This window comes from Carnobacteriaceae bacterium zg-84, assembly GCA_013874835.1.
GTDB lineage: Bacteria > Bacillota > Bacilli > Lactobacillales > Aerococcaceae > WM01.
Map to the genome: position 1 here is coordinate 1,787,545 of CP059430.1, position 17,352 is coordinate 1,804,896.

31 protein-coding genes are annotated in these 17,352 nt (G+C 35.9%); all 31 read right to left on the reverse strand.

Features of this window, described 5'->3' with window-relative positions:
* Nucleotides 1-4: 4 nt before the first annotated feature.
* The 31 genes from H1220_08445 to rpsJ all read right to left on the reverse strand — a co-directional run bounded on the left by H1220_08445 (nucleotide 5) and on the right by rpsJ (nucleotide 17,131).
* A complete protein-coding gene (locus tag H1220_08445) occupies nucleotides 5-1,387 on the reverse strand; it encodes an SLC13 family permease (protein QMI85702.1) in 1,383 nt (460 codons plus the stop codon).
* Between the two features lie 270 nt (nucleotides 1,388-1,657).
* Nucleotides 1,658-2,623, reverse strand: a complete 966-nt coding sequence (gene folP, locus H1220_08450) for a dihydropteroate synthase (protein ID QMI85703.1) — start codon at nucleotides 2,621-2,623, stop codon at nucleotides 1,658-1,660.
* A 484-nt stretch (nucleotides 2,624-3,107) separates the two neighbouring features.
* On the reverse strand, nucleotides 3,108-3,488 hold the full coding sequence (gene rplQ / locus H1220_08455; GenBank protein ID QMI85704.1) for a 50S ribosomal protein L17: 381 nt from the start codon (nucleotides 3,486-3,488) through the stop codon (nucleotides 3,108-3,110).
* A gap of 23 nt (nucleotides 3,489-3,511) precedes the next feature.
* Nucleotides 3,512-4,456, reverse strand: a complete 945-nt coding sequence (locus tag H1220_08460; protein ID QMI85705.1) for a DNA-directed RNA polymerase subunit alpha — start codon at nucleotides 4,454-4,456, stop codon at nucleotides 3,512-3,514.
* 125 nt (nucleotides 4,457-4,581) lie between these two features.
* Nucleotides 4,582-4,968: a 30S ribosomal protein S11 gene (gene rpsK / locus H1220_08465; GenBank protein ID QMI85706.1), complete on the reverse strand. Its 387-nt coding sequence runs from the start codon at nucleotides 4,966-4,968 to the stop codon at nucleotides 4,582-4,584.
* A 23-nt stretch (nucleotides 4,969-4,991) separates the two neighbouring features.
* Complete coding sequence (gene rpsM / locus H1220_08470) at nucleotides 4,992-5,357, reverse strand: 30S ribosomal protein S13 (protein ID QMI85707.1); 366 nt, start codon at nucleotides 5,355-5,357, stop codon at nucleotides 4,992-4,994.
* Between the two features lie 23 nt (nucleotides 5,358-5,380).
* Nucleotides 5,381-5,494, reverse strand: a complete 114-nt coding sequence (rpmJ, locus tag H1220_08475) for a 50S ribosomal protein L36 (GenBank protein QMI85708.1) — start codon at nucleotides 5,492-5,494, stop codon at nucleotides 5,381-5,383.
* A 78-nt stretch (nucleotides 5,495-5,572) separates the two neighbouring features.
* Nucleotides 5,573-5,791, reverse strand: a complete 219-nt coding sequence (infA, locus tag H1220_08480; GenBank protein ID QMI85709.1) for a translation initiation factor IF-1 — start codon at nucleotides 5,789-5,791, stop codon at nucleotides 5,573-5,575.
* 87 nt (nucleotides 5,792-5,878) lie between these two features.
* Nucleotides 5,879-6,526: an adenylate kinase gene (locus H1220_08485; GenBank protein ID QMI85710.1), complete on the reverse strand. Its 648-nt coding sequence runs from the start codon at nucleotides 6,524-6,526 to the stop codon at nucleotides 5,879-5,881.
* 76 nt (nucleotides 6,527-6,602) lie between these two features.
* The gene (gene secY / locus H1220_08490) at nucleotides 6,603-7,904 is read right to left on the reverse strand and encodes a preprotein translocase subunit SecY (GenBank protein QMI85711.1); all 1,302 of its coding nucleotides are present in this window, start codon (nucleotides 7,902-7,904) and stop codon (nucleotides 6,603-6,605) included.
* The gene (rplO, locus tag H1220_08495; GenBank protein ID QMI85712.1) at nucleotides 7,904-8,344 is read right to left on the reverse strand and encodes a 50S ribosomal protein L15; all 441 of its coding nucleotides are present in this window, start codon (nucleotides 8,342-8,344) and stop codon (nucleotides 7,904-7,906) included. The genes secY and rplO overlap by 1 nt, the downstream gene beginning before the upstream one ends.
* 37 nt (nucleotides 8,345-8,381) lie before the next feature.
* Complete coding sequence (gene rpmD, locus H1220_08500) at nucleotides 8,382-8,561, reverse strand: 50S ribosomal protein L30 (protein QMI85713.1); 180 nt, start codon at nucleotides 8,559-8,561, stop codon at nucleotides 8,382-8,384.
* A gap of 17 nt (nucleotides 8,562-8,578) precedes the next feature.
* The gene (gene rpsE, locus H1220_08505) at nucleotides 8,579-9,073 is read right to left on the reverse strand and encodes a 30S ribosomal protein S5 (GenBank protein QMI85714.1); all 495 of its coding nucleotides are present in this window, start codon (nucleotides 9,071-9,073) and stop codon (nucleotides 8,579-8,581) included.
* Between the two features lie 20 nt (nucleotides 9,074-9,093).
* On the reverse strand, nucleotides 9,094-9,450 hold the full coding sequence (gene rplR / locus H1220_08510; GenBank protein ID QMI85715.1) for a 50S ribosomal protein L18: 357 nt from the start codon (nucleotides 9,448-9,450) through the stop codon (nucleotides 9,094-9,096).
* A gap of 72 nt (nucleotides 9,451-9,522) precedes the next feature.
* Nucleotides 9,523-10,059 carry a 50S ribosomal protein L6 gene (rplF, locus tag H1220_08515; protein QMI85716.1) on the reverse strand — a complete coding sequence of 179 codons (537 nt, stop codon included), beginning with the start codon at nucleotides 10,057-10,059 and terminating at the stop codon, nucleotides 9,523-9,525.
* Between the two features lie 41 nt (nucleotides 10,060-10,100).
* Nucleotides 10,101-10,499, reverse strand: a complete 399-nt coding sequence (gene rpsH, locus H1220_08520; GenBank protein ID QMI85717.1) for a 30S ribosomal protein S8 — start codon at nucleotides 10,497-10,499, stop codon at nucleotides 10,101-10,103.
* Between the two features lie 32 nt (nucleotides 10,500-10,531).
* Nucleotides 10,532-10,717 carry a type Z 30S ribosomal protein S14 gene (locus tag H1220_08525; GenBank protein ID QMI85718.1) on the reverse strand — a complete coding sequence of 62 codons (186 nt, stop codon included), beginning with the start codon at nucleotides 10,715-10,717 and terminating at the stop codon, nucleotides 10,532-10,534.
* 18 nt (nucleotides 10,718-10,735) lie between these two features.
* Nucleotides 10,736-11,275: a 50S ribosomal protein L5 gene (rplE, locus tag H1220_08530; GenBank protein QMI85719.1), complete on the reverse strand. Its 540-nt coding sequence runs from the start codon at nucleotides 11,273-11,275 to the stop codon at nucleotides 10,736-10,738.
* Between the two features lie 27 nt (nucleotides 11,276-11,302).
* Nucleotides 11,303-11,614 (reverse strand): 50S ribosomal protein L24, encoded by a 312-nt coding sequence (rplX, locus tag H1220_08535; protein ID QMI85720.1) that lies wholly within the window; start codon nucleotides 11,612-11,614, stop codon nucleotides 11,303-11,305.
* Between the two features lie 46 nt (nucleotides 11,615-11,660).
* Nucleotides 11,661-12,029 (reverse strand): 50S ribosomal protein L14, encoded by a 369-nt coding sequence (gene rplN, locus H1220_08540; protein QMI85721.1) that lies wholly within the window; start codon nucleotides 12,027-12,029, stop codon nucleotides 11,661-11,663.
* 43 nt (nucleotides 12,030-12,072) lie between these two features.
* A complete protein-coding gene (rpsQ, locus tag H1220_08545) occupies nucleotides 12,073-12,339 on the reverse strand; it encodes a 30S ribosomal protein S17 (GenBank protein ID QMI85722.1) in 267 nt (88 codons plus the stop codon).
* Between the two features lie 28 nt (nucleotides 12,340-12,367).
* Nucleotides 12,368-12,562, reverse strand: a complete 195-nt coding sequence (rpmC, locus tag H1220_08550) for a 50S ribosomal protein L29 (GenBank protein ID QMI85723.1) — start codon at nucleotides 12,560-12,562, stop codon at nucleotides 12,368-12,370.
* Complete coding sequence (rplP, locus tag H1220_08555; protein ID QMI85724.1) at nucleotides 12,552-12,986, reverse strand: 50S ribosomal protein L16; 435 nt, start codon at nucleotides 12,984-12,986, stop codon at nucleotides 12,552-12,554. The genes rpmC and rplP overlap by 11 nt, the downstream gene beginning before the upstream one ends.
* 2 nt (nucleotides 12,987-12,988) lie before the next feature.
* Nucleotides 12,989-13,651 (reverse strand): 30S ribosomal protein S3, encoded by a 663-nt coding sequence (gene rpsC / locus H1220_08560; protein ID QMI85725.1) that lies wholly within the window; start codon nucleotides 13,649-13,651, stop codon nucleotides 12,989-12,991.
* 3 nt (nucleotides 13,652-13,654) lie between these two features.
* Nucleotides 13,655-14,008 carry a 50S ribosomal protein L22 gene (gene rplV, locus H1220_08565; protein ID QMI85726.1) on the reverse strand — a complete coding sequence of 118 codons (354 nt, stop codon included), beginning with the start codon at nucleotides 14,006-14,008 and terminating at the stop codon, nucleotides 13,655-13,657.
* An 18-nt stretch (nucleotides 14,009-14,026) separates the two neighbouring features.
* On the reverse strand, nucleotides 14,027-14,308 hold the full coding sequence (rpsS, locus tag H1220_08570; protein QMI85727.1) for a 30S ribosomal protein S19: 282 nt from the start codon (nucleotides 14,306-14,308) through the stop codon (nucleotides 14,027-14,029).
* 45 nt (nucleotides 14,309-14,353) lie between these two features.
* The gene (gene rplB / locus H1220_08575; protein ID QMI85728.1) at nucleotides 14,354-15,184 is read right to left on the reverse strand and encodes a 50S ribosomal protein L2; all 831 of its coding nucleotides are present in this window, start codon (nucleotides 15,182-15,184) and stop codon (nucleotides 14,354-14,356) included.
* A gap of 39 nt (nucleotides 15,185-15,223) precedes the next feature.
* On the reverse strand, nucleotides 15,224-15,514 hold the full coding sequence (gene rplW / locus H1220_08580; GenBank protein ID QMI85729.1) for a 50S ribosomal protein L23: 291 nt from the start codon (nucleotides 15,512-15,514) through the stop codon (nucleotides 15,224-15,226).
* Nucleotides 15,514-16,137, reverse strand: a complete 624-nt coding sequence (gene rplD, locus H1220_08585) for a 50S ribosomal protein L4 (protein QMI85730.1) — start codon at nucleotides 16,135-16,137, stop codon at nucleotides 15,514-15,516. The genes rplW and rplD overlap by 1 nt, the downstream gene beginning before the upstream one ends.
* A 23-nt stretch (nucleotides 16,138-16,160) precedes the next feature.
* Complete coding sequence (rplC, locus tag H1220_08590) at nucleotides 16,161-16,799, reverse strand: 50S ribosomal protein L3 (GenBank protein QMI85731.1); 639 nt, start codon at nucleotides 16,797-16,799, stop codon at nucleotides 16,161-16,163.
* Nucleotides 16,800-16,822: 23 nt separating this feature from the next.
* Nucleotides 16,823-17,131: a 30S ribosomal protein S10 gene (gene rpsJ, locus H1220_08595; protein ID QMI85732.1), complete on the reverse strand. Its 309-nt coding sequence runs from the start codon at nucleotides 17,129-17,131 to the stop codon at nucleotides 16,823-16,825.
* Nucleotides 17,132-17,352 lie beyond the last annotated feature (221 nt).

Genomic DNA, 17,352 nt, shown 5'->3' on the forward strand with positions numbered 1-17,352 from the left:
TTTTTTATAAAATATGCACTATTTTCCACCATATCATATAAACAAATGCCAGTAAAATAAATGTCACGACTGTCATCGCCATTCCAAAACGTAGCATATACTTTTCAGAATAGTATTGCTTTGCCGTTCCAATCATGACCGTTGCTTGATGAAATGGTAATAAGAAATGAATATTGACAATAATATACGTCATCAATGTTATGATTTCAGGTCGATACCCTACTTCTTGTGTAAGTGGTAATAGAATTGGTAGTACTACCGACATTGTTGCCACAGATGAACCAATACACAAATGTAAAACCATGACAAGTAAAGCAATCATTAACAAGTATATATTAGACTGTTCAACTGGAATAAACTGCTTCAATGTTTGAAAAATAACAGCCGTAATGCCACTTTGTCCTAGTACTTTTCCAATACTAAATACGGTCATTAAAAATAACACAAAATGTGGATTTATCGCTTTTAAATCTTTTATACTAATAACACGTCCCCCATACATTACCAAAACGCCTGCTACAGCTGGAATAAATGCAGGAATAGAGTGCCATCTATACGTCATCCAACAAAAAATAATCGCCACCATTGTCAATAAAACAATGGATTGATTTCTTTTTGGTATTTGTTTTTCATTTTGCTTTGTTGGTGCAATCATACCTAAATGGAAATAAGATAAGTCATTTTTAAACACGATATAGACAGTCACAATCGTTACAATAGACGCTATTAGTGTTGGAACTGACATCAATGCAAACCAATGCTCAAATGTCAGTCGTTGCTTGACATGCTCTCCGGCAAACGTCAGTGCTGCTTGGTTAAGTACAATATCACCATTGTTAAAAAACATATACGTCATAACAACACCGATAAATCCGTTAAAAATAATAGCTTGTTTCGCTCGTTCTTCCTGTGGTGTTTTTGCCACAAGTAATCCATTCAAAATTGTTCCAATGATAATCACTCTCGCAAATGCTTGGGGAACAAGAAATACAAATAGTAGCCCGAATAAATACGGTACACTAAGCAGTGCAATCTTATTCGTTGCACTTTTCTTAAAAATCTTTTCAACATATTGATGCACAATACCAGTATTCATTATACCTACTGATAAAAGCATTGTCGTCATAATCAAGATATTCGTATCTGACCATACAAAACTAATCATATCAACCATATTTGTTTTTCCGAATATAGCGACCATAATCAAAAAAAATAGACATGCTAAACTTTTATGTACTGCCTCCGTTGCCCAAAGAGCAGCAGAACATATCAAACTAGAAAATAAAAGACTTTGTTCTAGTGTCATATTTAAAGGGTTAACGTAAGCAATCAATGCCGATACCGTGAGAATAATGCTTAACGGCACCCATTTTATGTGTTTTACCATACGGTAAACCTCCTCTATAAGATGTAAAAGCATCTAAACAGTGTTTACCTATTTGTATGGTAAACAGCGGACGCAATCATTAGTCGCATGATACTCATTTCGTTTCGTGACAACATCCCATTCACGAACACTTAACGCTAATGATTTACTCTGTTTCATCAATTAACTCGCTTTCCAGAAAATATTATACAATATCGTTTATTTAAAATACAAGATATTTTACGGACGTTTAAAAGGAGTACATCATCATGTACTCCTTTTACCAAATGATTATTGATAAGCCTTCAAATTTTCATCTTCTACTTGTTCAACCATGCGTACAGCATCTGCAATTTTTATTGCCATAAGGTGTTTCGGTATCGTATGAACACGTAACACTTCAACACCTTGAACGGCTGCTAATGCCGTTAAAACAGCAGATGCCTCATCTCTATTATCCACACCTTTTTCAGATGACATATCCACATCAAAATGATTTTCTTCTAATAATGTCGTAATAAATCTTTTTCTAGAAACACCTAAAAAAGCACAACACCCTAATTGATGTATATCACTTAAATGATTTAACAACATAAAATTCTCACGTTTCGTTAACCCAAAACCAATTCCCACATCTAACATCATTCTGTTTTTTGAAATACCATTTTTTTGTGCAATAGATAACACTTTTTTAAAATAATATGACATCACATCATGAATTGGCATACTATCAAATGTGAATTGCTCTTTCTCAGTAAACACATCTTCCTTTGTAAATTTTGGAAAAATTTTTGAACTTTCATGGTGAGGTCTAGCAATAACAGGATTAAACATCGCAATAAATCCTACATCAGAATTACCAATGACCTTTGCCATATTCTTATCACCTAATAAACCAGTAATATCATTAATAATATCTACACCTGCATCAATAGCCGCTTGAGCTACTTCAGATTTCCATGTGTCTACTGAAATAGGAATATCACTAAAAGATTTTATCGCTTTAACAACGGGGACAACACGATTTATTTCTTCTTGTATGTCCACATAGGTACTTCCCGGTCTAGTGGACTCCCCACCAATATCTAACATTTTTGCCCCTTGAGCAATCAATTCTTTTGCTCTTTGTACCGCTAACTCAACACCAAAATACTTCCCACCATCAGAAAAAGAATCCGGTGTCACATTGATAATGCCACATAGAACTGTTTCTTTACAATCTAATGTATCCTCTCTATAGTAAAATTGTCTTTCCATATACCTATCGCTCCTCATTACACATAACGCTACATATTATTGTAACATATTTTTTACAACTATATACATTTCATCATAAGGAGGCACTCATGAAAAACAAATCGCAAACCATTTTAAAAATATCTCTATTATTTATCATAAATATGATTGTACTAAATATACTTTCTAATCTCGGATTTTATATTGTGATGAACGAAAAAAGTTACCAATTCCCTCCACTATTCTCAACGGTAGTATTGCTACTTATTATAAAAGCACTTAAAAAATAAATTTATTAAATAGGGTTGATGGCGTAAGCCATCAACCCTAAAAATATAGAACCATAAAATCCGTCACAGAACTTTACGTCATTATATAAATAAAAAAACTAATGAAGACTCATTAGTAGAATTGTTTGTATTATCACGGGAATACTCCCGTGATAATACAGCGAGCTAGACTAAGTATTTATATAGCAATACTAACATCATAACGCTCTATTTAATTAAACCAATTCAATAATTACCATTGAAGCGCCATCGCCACGACGTGTTTCAGTTTTCAAAATACGTGTGTAGCCACCTTGACGTTCACTGTAACGACTTGCTAAGTCATTGAATAATTTTTGTAATACTGATTCAACAACAATTGTACCTTCTTCTTCACGTACAGATGCTACTTCATTACGTAAAAACGCTGCAGCTTGGCGACGTGTGTGTAATGTACCACGTTTACCTAAAGTAATCATTTTTTCTGCTGTTGAGCGAATTTCTTTCGCACGTGCTTCTGTTGTTACAATACGTTCATTTATCAATAAGTCAGTTGTCAAATCACGTAACATTGCTTTTCTTTGTGCACTATTACGTCCTAATTTACGGTAAGCCATGGGTATCCTCCTTTACTTTGATACTAATCTTCTTGACGTAATGTCAAGTTTAATTCAATTAGTTTGTTACGCACTTCTTCTAAAGATTTGCGTCCAAGATTACGCACTTTAATCATTTCTGCCTCTGTTTTATCAGTTAACTCTTGAACAGTGTTGATACCTGCACGTTTTAAACAGTTATAAGAACGAACAGATAAATCTAACTCTTCAATCGTCATTTCTAGCATTTTTTCTTTATGCGTGTCTTCCTTCTCTACCATGATTTCAACTTTACGAGCTTGTTCATTTAAGTTGACAAACACATCTAAATGCTCTGTTAAAATTTTAGCTGATAAACTAATCGCTGCTTCAGGACTGATTGAACCATCTGTCCAAACATCTAATGTCAATTTATCATAAATATTTTTTTGACCAATTCTAGTGTTTTCAACTTGATAATTCACACGACTAACAGGAGTGTAAATGGAATCAATCGGTAATACACCAATCGGCATATCTTCACGTTTATTGTACTCTGAACGTACGTATCCTCTACCTGCTCTTGCACTTAAATTCATTTTTAAATGTGCGCCGTCTGCGACTGTACAAATGTATAAATCTGGATTTAAGATATCAACATCACTTGTTGGTGTAATGTCACCAGCTGTTACAACAGCAGGACCTACAATATTCAACTCTAATGTTTTTTCTGTTACATCGTTCAATTTCAATGCAAGCTTTTTGATATTTAAAATCATTGTCGCTACATCTTCAACAACACCTGGTACTGTTGAAAATTCATGTAGTACACCTTCAATTTGTATATCTGTAATAGCTGCTCCTGGTAATGAAGACAACAAAATACGACGTAGTGAATTTCCAAGGGTGGTTCCGTAACCGCGTTCTAGTGGTTCAACAACGAATTTACCAAATTTGGCGTCTTCGCTGATCTCAATCGTCTCAATTTTAGGTTTTTCAATTTCGATCATTTTCTACTATACCCCTCTCCGATGGAACAGTACATGATGACATACTGTTTTAAACTACTCAACAATGTCTATACATTGTTTGTTATCATTTTATGTTTTCGTAAAACTTTAACTGTCCCGTTTCACTATACACGACGACGTTTTGGAGGACGACATCCATTATGTGGAATAGGTGTTACGTCACGAATTGCTGTGATTTCTAAACCTGCTGCTTGTAATGAGCGAATAGCTGATTCACGACCTGAACCTGGTCCTTTAACAGATACTTCCACTGTTTTCATACCGTGTTCCATTGAGCCTTTAGCAGCAGATTCAGCAGCCATTTGAGCAGCAAATGGTGTTGATTTTTTAGAACCTTTAAATCCTAAAGCACCTGCTGATGACCATGCTACTGCATTACCATGAACATCAGTAATCATAACAATTGTATTATTGAATGTTGAACGGATATGTGCAATACCTGTCTCAATATTTTTTTTCACACGACGTTTACGTGTCACTTTTTTTGCCATGAAAGACTAACCTCCCTTATTTATTATTTTTTCTTACCTGCAATTGCTTTTGCTGGGCCTTTACGCGTACGCGCATTATTTTTAGTGTTTTGTCCACGAACTGGTAAACCACGACGATGACGCATGCCTCTATAAGAACCAATTTCAATCAATCGTTTAATGTTTAAGCTCACTTCACGACGAAGATCGCCTTCAACTTTTAGTTTATCTACTTCCGCACGAATACGGTCTAATTGTTCGTTTGATAAATCACGTACACGAATTTCTTCTGAAACATCAGCTGCTGCTAAAATTTCTTGAGAAGTTTTCTTTCCAATACCATAAATATATGTTAATGAAATTACTACACGTTTGTCACGTGGTATGTCTACACCTGCAATACGAGCCATTCTTTAGGTACCTCCTTTTTTAATTATCCTTGACGTTGTTTGTGTTTTGGATTTTCACAAATTACCATCACACGACCATTGCGTTTAATAACTTTACATTTTTCGCAGATTGGTTTAACTGAAGCTCTAACTTTCATTTTTTTGCCTCCTCATAATAAAACGATATAGTATCATTTGTTTACATTAGATTATCTCATTTATTTGACGGAGTATAATTATTTAAAGCGATAAGTAATTCTGCCACGAGTTAAATCATACGGTGATAACTCAACAGTTACTTTATCTCCGGGTAATATACGGATGTAATGCATTCTTATTTTACCAGAAACATGCGCCAATACAATATGACCGTTTTCAAGTTCGACTTTAAACATTGCATTTGGCAAAGTCTCAACGACTGTTCCTTCAATTTCAATCACATCGTCTTTCGCCACGCCTTAAAACCTCCTTAGCTTTCAAGCTTATTACGCTCTAACCTGTTAATTATACCATATCACGCTTTTTTTGAAAAGTGAATATGGCTATTTTTCAATAATTTTACGGACATTATCAAAAACTATATTGATGTCTTCTTCACCATTCACATTGAAAAGAACATTTTTTTCTTGATAATAATCCAACAAAGGTTTTGTTTGTTTTAAATTAACTTGAATACGATTTTCAACCGTTTCAGGTTTATCGTCTTCACGTTGATAGAAATCATGATTTCCACAACGATCACATGTTCCTTCCACTTTTGGTGGATTATTTAATGTATGGTATGTTGCACCACAATCACGACAAATAATTCTTCCTGTTAAACGTGCTTTTAAAACTTCTGGATTTACATCAATATTAATGACTGCATCTACTTGTTTTCCAAGCTCTAATAATATCGCATCTAATGCTTGTGCTTGGTTCACTGTACGAGGAAATCCATCTAATAAAAATCCGTTAACAGTATCAGATTGTGCCAATCTTTCTTTGACAATACCATTTGTCACTTCATCAGGTACTAATTCGCCTTTATCCATAAAAGATTTTGCTTGTAGACCTAATGGTGTACCGTTTTTTATCGCCGCTCTAAACATATCTCCTGTTGAAATGTGTGGAAAATGATAGGTATCGACAATTTTTTCAGCCTGTGTTCCTTTTCCAGCACCAGGTAATCCCATTAAGATAATATTCATATTGTTTCTCCTCTATCTAATACAAGATAAAGTGTGACAAAAGCAAGAATAACACTTCAAGCTTTTGCCTAGCACCCTATTGAATAAAACCATGATATTTACGTTTAATCAATTTACCTTGAATTTGTTTCGTTGTTTCTAAAATAACACCGATAATGATTAGTAAGTTTGTACCAAGTAACGCTAAATTAGGCGGCCAACCTGGAATAAATACAGACGCAAAATTTGGGATTGCCGCAATCAATGCTAAATAAACAGCACCAACTGTACTTAATCTCATTAACAATTTAGAAATATAATTTTCTGTACCTTTCCCCGGTCTAACACTAATAATGTATCCACCTTGTTTTTGCAAGTTTTCAGCCACTTTTTCAGGATTTACTTGCACAAACGCGTAGAAGAACGTAAATAATACAATCAATGTAATATAAACCGTTGCTCCTAGAACAGTACGATAATTAAACGCATTGTTTAATAGGACAAACCATGCTTCACCTTTATATGTTGCTGCAAAAAGGTTTAAAATTGTTGCAGGTATCAATAAGAATGAACTTGCAAAAATAACAGGAATCACACCGGCTGAGTTAATTTTTAATGGTAAATATGCCATTTGACTTGCGCCATTAGCACGTTTTGAATATTGTACAGATATTTTGCGTTTTGCTTGTTCCATAAAGATAACAAACATAATCATTGCTAATATCAATACAATAATACCTACCACAATAGATATGTTAATCCATAATGGCTGTGCATCACTAGCTAAGTATTTCATGAAGAGTGTGTATAATTGAGCAGGCAACTGTGCAACAATCCCTGCAAAAATAATCATAGACACACCATTACCGACACCTTTTTGTGTGATTTGCTCACCTAACCACATTACAAGCATTGTACCTGTTGTTAAAATGAGAGCAATAAGCATATAACCACCCATAGAAGTATCGCGTACTAAACCATATCCTGTTAATGCGTTAAAACCAAAAGATACACCGATTGCTTGAATAAACCCTAAAACAATTGTGAAATAAACAGTCGCTTTATTTAATTTACGACGACCAACCTCACCTTGTTTTGCCCATTCAGTAAATCTTGGAATGATATCCATTTGTAATAACTGCACAATGATAGAGGCCGTAATATATGGAGAAACACCCAATGCAAAGATTGAGTATTGTCTTAATGCGCCTCCACCAAATGTATTTAAAATACTAAATAAACTATTTCCACTTTCCGATAAAGTTGATAATGCTGCTGCATTAACGCCAGGAACAGTAATATGTGCTCCTATACGGAAAATGACAAGAATCATAAAAGTGTAAAATATTCTATTACGGACATCTTTTACTTGGAATGCAGATTTCAATAATGAGAACATTAAATCACCTCAACAGTTCCACCAGCAGCTTCAATTGCTTCTTTGGCTACTTTTGAGAATTTGTGTGCTTTAACAGACAATTTTCTCTCTAATGCTCCATTAGCTAAAATTTTAACACCTGATAATTCTTTTTTCACTAATCCCATTTCTACTAATGCTGCTGGAGTTACTTCAGCACCATCTTCAAAACGGTTTAAATCAGTTAAATTCACAATTACATATTCTTTACGGTTGATATTATTGAAACCACGTTTTGCAATACGTTTGAATAATGGAGTTTGACCCCCTTCAAAACCTAATCTCACACCACCGCCTGAACGTGCTTTTTGACCTTTTTGTCCACGACCAGATGTTTTTCCGTTTCCAGAACCTTGACCACGACCTACACGATTACGTACGTGACGTGAACCTTCGGCTGGTTTTAATGTATGAAGTTCCATGTTAACTAGGCACCTCCTTTTATATTTTTCTATAAAATTAAATTTCTTCTACTTCAACTAAGTGAGAAACTGTACGAACCATACCTTTAATCGCATCGTTAGCTGGTTTAACCACTTGTTTATGTGGTTTTGTTAAACCTAATGCTTTACATGTATCGATTTGATTTTGAGGACGTCCGATTAAGCTACGTTTTAAAGTGATTTTTAATTCTGCCATCTCTTTTTGTCCTCCTCTTACAATTCTTCTACTGATTTGCCACGTAATTTAGCAACTTCTTCAGCACGTTTTAATTGTTTTAATCCTTCTACTGTTGCACGTACCATGTTAATTGGTGTGTTTGATCCTAAAGATTTACTTGTAATATCAGCAACACCTGCTAATTCAACAACGGCACGAACAGGACCACCCGCTGCAACTCCTGAACCGGCTGGAGCTGGTTTTAACAATACATTACCGCCACAGAAACGACCAATTACTTCGTGTGGGATTGTAGAACCAACAACTGGTACTTCAATCAAGTTTTTCTTAGCGTCTTCGATAGCTTTACGGATAGCTTCAGGTACTTCTTGAGCTTTACCTGTACCAAATCCTACGTGACCATTTTTGTCACCAACAACAACTAACGCAGCAAAACGTAAACGACGTCCACCTTTTACAACTTTAGTAACACGGTTAATAGCAACAACACGTTCTTCTAATTCTAATTTTGTTGGGTCAATAAAAACCATGAATGGGTATCCTCCTTCTTTTAAAATTCTAGTCCATTTTCGCGTGCAGCTTCAGCTAAAGCTTTAACGCGGCCATGGTATAGATAACCACCACGGTCGAAGACTACTTGCTTAATATTTTTTTCAGCAGCTCTTTGAGCAATTAGTTTACCAACTGAAACTGCTTCTTCAGATTTTGTAGCTTTTGACACTTCTTTATCTAAAGTTGAGGCACTTGCTAGCGTCACACCCGCTACGTCATCAATTAATTGAGCGTAGATGTGTTTATTAGAACGGAAAACGTTCAAGCGTGGGCACTCAGCAGTACCAGAAATTTTGTTTCTTACACGCGCATGACGAGCTTGGCGCATTTTATTTTTATCTGGTTTTGTAATCACGATGTCACCTCTTTATAAGTATAAAATATAGTTATATATGATAGACAAGTAAATAATGCTTTTAAAAAGACATTATTTACCTGTTTTACCTTCTTTACGACGTACAAATTCGTTAACGTAACGAATACCTTTACCTTTATATGGTTCTGGTGGACGTACGTCACGGATGTTAGCTGCTAAAGCGCCAACTTTCTCTTTACTAATACCACGTACGATAACTTTTGTATTTGAAGGTACTTCAACAGTAATACCATCTTCTGGAGTAAATTCAACTGGATGTGAGTAACCAACGTTTAATACAAGTTTTGTCCCTTGTAATTGAGCACGGTACCCAACCCCAATTAGTTCTAACTCTTTCGCAAAGCCTTCTGTTACACCAACAACCATGTTATTAAATACAGCACGTGTTGTTCCGTGTAATGAACGACTTTCTTTTTCATCATTAGGACGAGTGAATGTTACTTCTGCTTCACCTACATTGATTTCAATGATTGGTGAAAATGTACAAGTTAATTCACCTTTAGGCCCTTTTACTGTTACTTCTTGACCATTTTTAGTAACGGTTACGCCACTTGGAATCACAACTGGTTTATTACCAATACGACTCATGACTGCACCTCTCTTTCTTTAATTATTATGTACGAATTATCTTACCAAACGTATGCTAAGACTTCGCCACCTACATTTTTTTGTCTTGCAACTTTATCAGTGATAACACCTTCAGAAGTTGAAAGAATTGCAATACCTAAACCATTTAATACTTTAGGTACTTCATTTGTTTTAGCATAAACACGTAAACCTGGTTTTGAAATACGTTTTAAACCAGTAATAACGCGCTCGTTATTTTGACCATATTTTAAGAATACACGGATAACGCCTTGTTTGTCATCTTCAATAATTTCAAAATCTTTAATGAAACCTTCGTTTTTTAAGATTGTTGCGATATCTTTTTTCATTCTTGATGCAGGTGCTTCTAGTACCGCGTGACGAACCATGTTCGCATTACGAATACGTGTTAGAAAATCTGCAATCGGATCTGTCATAACCATTTAGTTTAACCTCCTTTTCGATAGATATGGGATTACCAACTAGCTTTCTTCACTCCAGGAATTTGCCCTTTATAAGCAAGTTCGCGGAAGCAAATACGGCAAAGTTTAAATTTGCGATAAACAGAGTGTGGACGTCCGCAACGTTCGCAACGAGTATATTCTTGAACTGCGAATTTTTTAGGACGTTTGTTTTTTGCAACCATTGATTTTTTAGCCACTTTATTCGCCTCCTTATATTATTTTTGGAATGGCATTCCTAATTGAGTTAATAATTCTCTTGATTCTTCATCCGTTTTAGCTGTTGTTACGATAACGATATCCATACCACGTACTTTATCAACTTTATCATAATCAACCTCTGGGAAGATTAATTGTTCTTTAACACCTAATGTGTAGTTTCCACGACCGTCAAATGATTTTTTACTTACACCGCGGAAGTCACGCACACGAGGTAATGAAACTGTTACTAATTTGTCTAAGAAATCATACATTCTTTCGCCACGTAAAGTCACTTTTGCTCCGATTGGCATTCCTTCACGTAAGCGGAATCCAGCGATAGATTTTTTAGCTTTTGTAATGACAGGTTTTTGTCCTGAAATCAATGTCAATTCATCAACAGCTTTTTCTAAGTTTTTAGCATTAGATACTGCATCACCAACACCCATGTTGATAACAATTTTCTCAACTTTTGGTGCTTGCATCACAGATGCATAATTGAATTTTTCTACTAATGAAGGGATAATTTCCTTCACATATTTTTCTTGTAAACGATTCATTAAAATAGCTCCTCCTTCCTCGGTTTATTATTTATCGATAGCTTCACCAGTTTTTTTAGAAACGCGTACTTTTTTACCGTCCACTACTTTATAGCCAACACGAGTTGGTTGGTTTGTAGCTGGATCGATTAACATAACGTTAGAAACATGGATTGGCGCTTCTTTCTCCACGATTCCGCCATTTGGATTTGCTTGTGTAGGTTTTTGATGTTTTTTAACAATATTTACACCTTCAACAAGAACGCGATCTTTTTTCGGAAAAGCTTTAGTTACTACGCCTTCTTTGCCTTTATCTTTACCAGTCAATACTTTAACTTTATCACCAGTTTTTACGTGCATGTAACTTTGCACCTCCTTCGTTCTTAACTCTTATTTTTGGATTTAATTAGATTACTTCTGGAGCTAGAGAAACAATTTTCATATAGTTGTTATCACGTAATTCACGAGCAACCGGTCCAAAAATACGAGTTCCACGAGGGCTTTTATCATCACGAATGATAACACACGCATTTTCATCAAATTTGATGTATGATCCGTCTTTACGACGTGCACCTGATTTTGTACGAACGATTACAGCTTTAACAACGTCTCCTTTTTTAACAACTCCACCTGGTGTTGCTTGTTTTACAGTTGCAACAATCACATCACCAATATTGGCTGTTTTACGATTTGATCCACCTAAAACTCTGATAGTTAACACTTCACGTGCACCTGAGTTATCAGCTACTTTCAAACGAGATTCTGTTTGAATCATCTCGGTATCCTCCTTCCGAACTTGTTCTTACATATCTAATTGGTTAAATAATAATGGATTCCTCAACAATTTCTAATAAACGAAAATGTTTGGTAGCAGAAAGTGGACGAGTTTCCATAATTTTTACGATGTCGCCCATTTTTGCTGAATTATTTTCATCATGAGCTTTGAATTTTTTAGAATATTTAACGCGTTTACCATAAGTTGGGTGTGTTTTGTAAGTTTCAACCACTACAGTGATTGTTTTGTCCATTTTATCTGAAACAACACGACCTTGATAAACTTTACGTTGGTTACGTTCTTCAGTCATCTTTAGTATGTCCTCCTTTGCTGATTAATTATTTTTGTAATTCTTGTTGACGCACAACTGTTTTGATACGCGCAATAGTTTTACGTACTTCTTTCAAGCGTGCTGTATTTTCTAACTGGCCAGTAGCTAGTTGGAATCGAAGATTGAATAATTCTTCTTTGAATTCTTTTTCTTTTGCAACTAATTCAGCAGTGGACAATCCATTTAATTCATTAATTTTCATTCGATTCACCACCCTGTTCTGTACGTTTTACAAATTTCGTTTTAACTGGTAATTTGTGAGAAGCTAAGCGGAATGCTTCACGTGCGATTTCTTCTGAAACGCCTGCAACTTCAAACATGATTTTACCACGTTTTACTGGTGCTACCCAGCCTTCAGGAGCCCCTTTACCAGAACCCATACGAACACCGATAGCTTTAGCTGTATATGATTTATGAGGGAAAATTTTAATCCATACTTTCCCACCACGTTTCATATAACGAGTCATTGCAATACGGGCAGCTTCAATTTGGCGGTTTGTAATCCAGTGTGATTCAGTCGCTTGTAAACCAAATTCACCAAAACTTACTTCTTTACCACCTTTAGCTTCGCCACGCATTTTTCCTCTGAATTCACGACGGAATTTAACACGTTTTGGTACTAACATGATTAATTTTCTCCTTTCTTCACATTTTTCTTAGTTGGTAATACTTCACCACGGTAAATCCAAACTTTAACACCTAATTTACCATAAGTTGTGTCTGCTTCTTCCCATGCATAATCAATGTCTGCACGTAAAGTATGCAATGGAACAGTTCCTTCTGAATAGCTTTCGCTACGCGCAATATCCGCACCATTTAAACGACCTGATACCATTGTTTTAATCCCTTGTGCTCCAGCTTTCATTGTACGTTGAATAGCTTGTTTTTGTGCACGACGGAATGCAACACGGTTTTCTAATTGACGAGCAATTCCTTCAGCAACTAATTTTGCATCTAAGTCAGGTTTTTTAATTTCAACAATGTTGATATTAACATGCTCTTTACCTGTTAATTGTTTTAATTCTTTACGTAGGTTTTCTACCTCTGAACCGCCTTTACCGATTACTAATCCTGGTTTAGCAGTGTGGATAGATACTGTTACGACGTTATTTGCTTTACGTTCTGTTTCAATTCTAGAAATCGCAGCATCTTTTAATTTTCCAAAAACATACTTACGAATTCTTAAATCTTCATGTAAGAACTCTGCGTAATCTTTTTCTGCGTACCATTTTGCATCCCAGTCACGAATGATACCGACACGCATACCTATTGGATGTACTTTTTGACCCACAGACTATCCCTCCTTCTTCTCAGTTACCACGATTGTAATGTGGCTTGTACGTTTCATAATTGGAGAAGCAGATCCTTTTGCACGTGGACGGAAACGTTTCATTGTTGGTCCTTCGTTAACAAAAGCTTCACTTACTACCAAGTTTTCAATATCTAAATCATAATTGTGTTCTGCGTTTGCAATTGCTGACATCAATACTTTTTCAACAATAGGAGATGCAGAACGTGGTGTGAATTTCAAAATTGAAATTGCTTCACCGATTTTTTTACCTCTAATAAGATCTACTACTAAACGAACCTTACGAGGCGCAATGCGAACAGTTTTTGCAACTGCTTTAGCAGATGTAATTTCTGACATACTATTTTACCTCCTTGATTAACGTTTTTTAGTTTTTTTGTCATCGGCAGCATGACCACGATACGTTCTTGTTGGTGCAAATTCACCTAATTTGTGTCCTACCATATCTTCTTGAACATAAACAGGAACATGTTTTCTTCCATCGTAAACCGCAATTGTTTGTCCAACAAAGTTAGGGAAGATTGTAGAACGGCGTGACCAAGTTTTTACAACTTGTTTTTTATCACTTGCTGCTGCAGCTTCAACTTTTTTCATTAAATGGGCATCGACGAATGGCCCTTTTTTAAGACTACGACCCACAGCGAAGCCTCCCTTCTGTTTTCATTTATTCTTGAGTTTTATTTCTTATTTTTTACGTCCGCGAACAATTAATTTATTGCTACGAGCTTTTTTCTTACGAGTTTTCAATCCAAGAGCTGGTTTACCCCATGGAGTCATTGGTGATTTACGTCCGATAGGAGCACGACCCTCACCACCACCGTGTGGGTGATCATTAGGGTTCATTACAGAACCACGTACTGTTGGGCGTTTGCCTAACCAACGTGAACGTCCTGCTTTACCAATGTTTACAAGTTCATGTTGTTCGTTACCTACTGTACCTACTGTTGCACGGCAAGTTGATAAAATCATACGTACTTCACCAGAGTTCAAACGTACTAATGTATATTTACCTTCTTGACCTAATACTTGAGCGCTAGTTCCAGCTGAACGAATTAATTGTCCACCTTTACCAGGTTTTGTTTCAATATTATGGATCACAGTACCTACTGGGATATGAGATAATGGTAATGCATTACCTACTTTAATATCTGCATTTACACCAGATTCTACTTTTTGACCTACTTCAATTCCTTTTGGAGCAATGATGTATGCTTTCACACCATCTGCGTATTGAATTAACGCAATGTTTGCTGAACGGTTTGGATCATACTCAACAGCTTTAACAGTTGCTGGCATGTTGTCTTTAACACGTTTGAAATCAATCACACGGTAAGCACGTTTGTGACCACCACCGTGGTGACGAACTGTAATTTTACCTTGGTTGTTACGTCCGGCAGTTTTTTTAATTGACTCTAACAATGATTTTTCAGGTGTTGATTTTGTGATTTCAGCAAAATCATAACCTGTCATGTTACGACGTCCGTTTGATGTCGGATTATATTTTTTCAACGCCACGTTATTTACCTCCTAAATTTTTCTTATATCTTGTGAATATTAGTCGTTACTTTCAAAAATTTCAATGTCTTTTGAAGATTCTGTTAATGTTACGATTGCTTTACGACGTTTTTTAGTGTATCCAGCATATTTACCTACGCGTTTGAATTTACCACGTACGTTCATAATGTTAACACTTTTCACTTCTACACCGAAGACTTCTTCGATTGCTTGTCTTACTAATGTTTTATTAGCACGTACATCTACTTCAAAAGTATATTTTTTCTCATCCATTGCTAGTACAGATGCTTCTGTAATAATTGGACGTTTGATTACATCACGAGCATTCATTATTTAAGAGCCTCCTCTACTGTTGAAAGAGCACTTTGAGTGAATAATACTTTTGTGTTTGAGAATACATCTAGTACACTTACGTTGTCTTCTGCTACAACTGTAACATTTGGTAAGTTACGAGCTGATAATGCCGCAAAGTCATTACCGTTTTCTACAACAACTAATACTTTTGATGTCACATCTAAGTTTTTCAATACTTGTGCAAATTCTTGTGTTTTTGGTGCACTAAAGTTTAATGCGTCTACTACTACTAAGTTACCTTCAGCCACTTTGGATGAAAGAACTGATTTGATAGCTAAACGACGAACTTTTTTGTTTAATTTATAGCTATATGAACGTGGTGTTGGACCAAAGACTGTTCCACCGCCTACCCATTGTGGTGAACGAGTTGAACCTTGTCTTGCACGACCAGTTCCTTTTTGACGCCATGGTTTACGACCACCGCCACGTACAGCACTACGGTTTTTTGTAGCGTGTGTACCTTGTCTTAATGAAGCACGTTGCATAATGATTGCATCGAACACAACATTCTCATTTGGTTCTACGCCGAATACTGCATCGTTTAATTCGATTTCGCCGACAGTTGAACCATCTTGTTTAAATAAAGTTACCTTTGCCATTTAATCGTTTCCTCCTTCCCAGCTTACTTATTTCCTGCTTTGCGAGCAGTACGAATTTCTACTAATGATTTTTTAGATCCAGGTACATTACCTTTGATTAAAATTACATTGTTTTCTAAATCAACTTTTACAACTTCTAAGTTTTGAATTGTGATACGATTTCCACCTGTTTGACCTGGTAAGTTTTTACCTTTAAATACGCGTGATGGGAAAGAAGCTCCACCCATTGACCCAGGACGACGGTGGTAACGAGAACCGTGAGCCATTGGTCCACGACTTTGTCCATGACGTTTGATAACACCTTGGAATCCTTTTCCTTTAGATGTTCCTGTTACATCAACAATGTCTCCTGCTTGGAAAACATCAACTTTTACTTCTTGTCCTAATTCATATTCTCCTAGCTCAACATTGTTAAATTCACGAATGAAGCGCTTAGGAGTAGCGTTTGCTTTAGCTACATGACCTTTTTCAGGTTTGTTTGTCAATACTTCACGTTTGTCTTGGTAACCTAATTGAACAGCTTCGTAACCATCGTTTTCGATTGTTTTTAATTGTAAAACGACGTTTGGAGTTGCTTCAACAACTGTTACTGGTACTAATTCACCACTTTCAGTGAAGAATTGAGTCATCCCTACTTTTCTTCCTAAGATTCCTTTGGCCATGGTACACCTCCTGATAATTTATTTTATAATTTAATTTCGATATCAACGCCACTTGGTAATTCAAGTTTTGTTAAGGCATCGATTGTTTTTTGCGTTGGGTTCACAATGTCAATTAAACGTTTGTGAGTACGCATTTCGAACTGTTCACGAGAATCTTTATATTTGTGAGTCGCACGAATCACTGTATATACTGTTCTTTCTGTTGGTAATGGGATAGGACCCGCTACACTAGCGCCAGTTCTTTTCGCTGTTTCTACGATTTTTTCCGCTGATTGATCTAAAGCACGATGTTCATAAGCTTTTAAACGGATACGAATTTTTTGTTTTGCCATTTTTTTACCTCCTTCGTCAAATGTTTGCATAAGACTAGCTCCACGAAAATTTCCGTCACACCTGACTAGGCAAAGCGTCCGGGTGTGTCGCAACCTCTCGCATCATCACTAACCCTCTTTTTTCAAGAGGGGGTCACTGTTTCTGGGCATGAATCGCCTATAAACACAATGACACTTCCAGTATTATACAAAAAAAAGCCGATTAAATCAAGCTTTTTTCG

Coding starts and splice junctions, on each gene's coding strand:
- H1220_08445 (QMI85702.1), bottom strand. CDS start 1,387: ATGGTAAAACACATAAAATGGGTGCCGTTAAGCATTATTCTCACGGTA.
- folP (QMI85703.1), bottom strand. CDS start 2,623: ATGGAAAGACAATTTTACTATAGAGAGGATACATTAGATTGTAAAGAA.
- rplQ (QMI85704.1), bottom strand. CDS start 3,488: ATGGCTTACCGTAAATTAGGACGTAATAGTGCACAAAGAAAAGCAATG.
- H1220_08460 (QMI85705.1), bottom strand. CDS start 4,456: ATGATCGAAATTGAAAAACCTAAAATTGAGACGATTGAGATCAGCGAA.
- rpsK (QMI85706.1), bottom strand. CDS start 4,968: ATGGCAAAAAAAGTGACACGTAAACGTCGTGTGAAAAAAAATATTGAG.
- rpsM (QMI85707.1), bottom strand. CDS start 5,357: ATGGCTCGTATTGCAGGTGTAGACATACCACGTGACAAACGTGTAGTA.
- rpmJ (QMI85708.1), bottom strand. CDS start 5,494: ATGAAAGTTAGAGCTTCAGTTAAACCAATCTGCGAAAAATGTAAAGTT.
- H1220_08485 (QMI85710.1), bottom strand. CDS start 6,526: ATGAATATTATCTTAATGGGATTACCTGGTGCTGGAAAAGGAACACAG.
- secY (QMI85711.1), bottom strand. CDS start 7,904: ATGTTCTCATTATTGAAATCTGCATTCCAAGTAAAAGATGTCCGTAAT.
- rplO (QMI85712.1), bottom strand. CDS start 8,344: ATGGAACTTCATACATTAAAACCAGCCGAAGGTTCACGTCACGTACGT.
- rpmD (QMI85713.1), bottom strand. CDS start 8,561: ATGGCAGAATTAAAAATCACTTTAAAACGTAGCTTAATCGGACGTCCT.
- rpsE (QMI85714.1), bottom strand. CDS start 9,073: ATGGTTTTTATTGACCCAACAAAATTAGAATTAGAAGAACGTGTTGTT.
- rplF (QMI85716.1), bottom strand. CDS start 10,059: ATGAGTCGTATTGGTAATAAACCAGTTGTGATTCCAAGTGGCGTAACC.
- rpsH (QMI85717.1), bottom strand. CDS start 10,499: ATGGTTATGACAGATCCGATTGCAGATTTTCTAACACGTATTCGTAAT.
- rplE (QMI85719.1), bottom strand. CDS start 11,275: ATGAATCGTTTACAAGAAAAATATGTGAAGGAAATTATCCCTTCATTA.
- rplX (QMI85720.1), bottom strand. CDS start 11,614: ATGCACGTAAAAACTGGTGATAAAGTTAAAGTATTGACTGGTAAAGAT.
- rplN (QMI85721.1), bottom strand. CDS start 12,029: ATGATTCAAACAGAATCTCGTTTGAAAGTAGCTGATAACTCAGGTGCA.
- rpsQ (QMI85722.1), bottom strand. CDS start 12,339: ATGACTGAAGAACGTAACCAACGTAAAGTTTATCAAGGTCGTGTTGTT.
- rpmC (QMI85723.1), bottom strand. CDS start 12,562: ATGAAAATTAATGAATTAAATGGATTGTCCACTGCTGAATTAGTTGCA.
- rplP (QMI85724.1), bottom strand. CDS start 12,986: ATGTTAGTACCAAAACGTGTTAAATTCCGTCGTGAATTCAGAGGAAAA.
- rplV (QMI85726.1), bottom strand. CDS start 14,008: ATGTCAGAAATTACATCTGCTAAAGCAGTTGCAAAAACTGTTCGCATT.
- rplW (QMI85729.1), bottom strand. CDS start 15,514: ATGAATGCTCGTGATGTAATCAAACGTCCAATTATTACAGAAGCATCT.
- rplD (QMI85730.1), bottom strand. CDS start 16,137: ATGGCAAAGGTAACTTTATTTAAACAAGATGGTTCAACTGTCGGCGAA.
- rplC (QMI85731.1), bottom strand. CDS start 16,799: ATGGCCAAAGGAATCTTAGGAAGAAAAGTAGGGATGACTCAATTCTTC.
- rpsJ (QMI85732.1), bottom strand. CDS start 17,131: ATGGCAAAACAAAAAATTCGTATCCGTTTAAAAGCTTATGAACATCGT.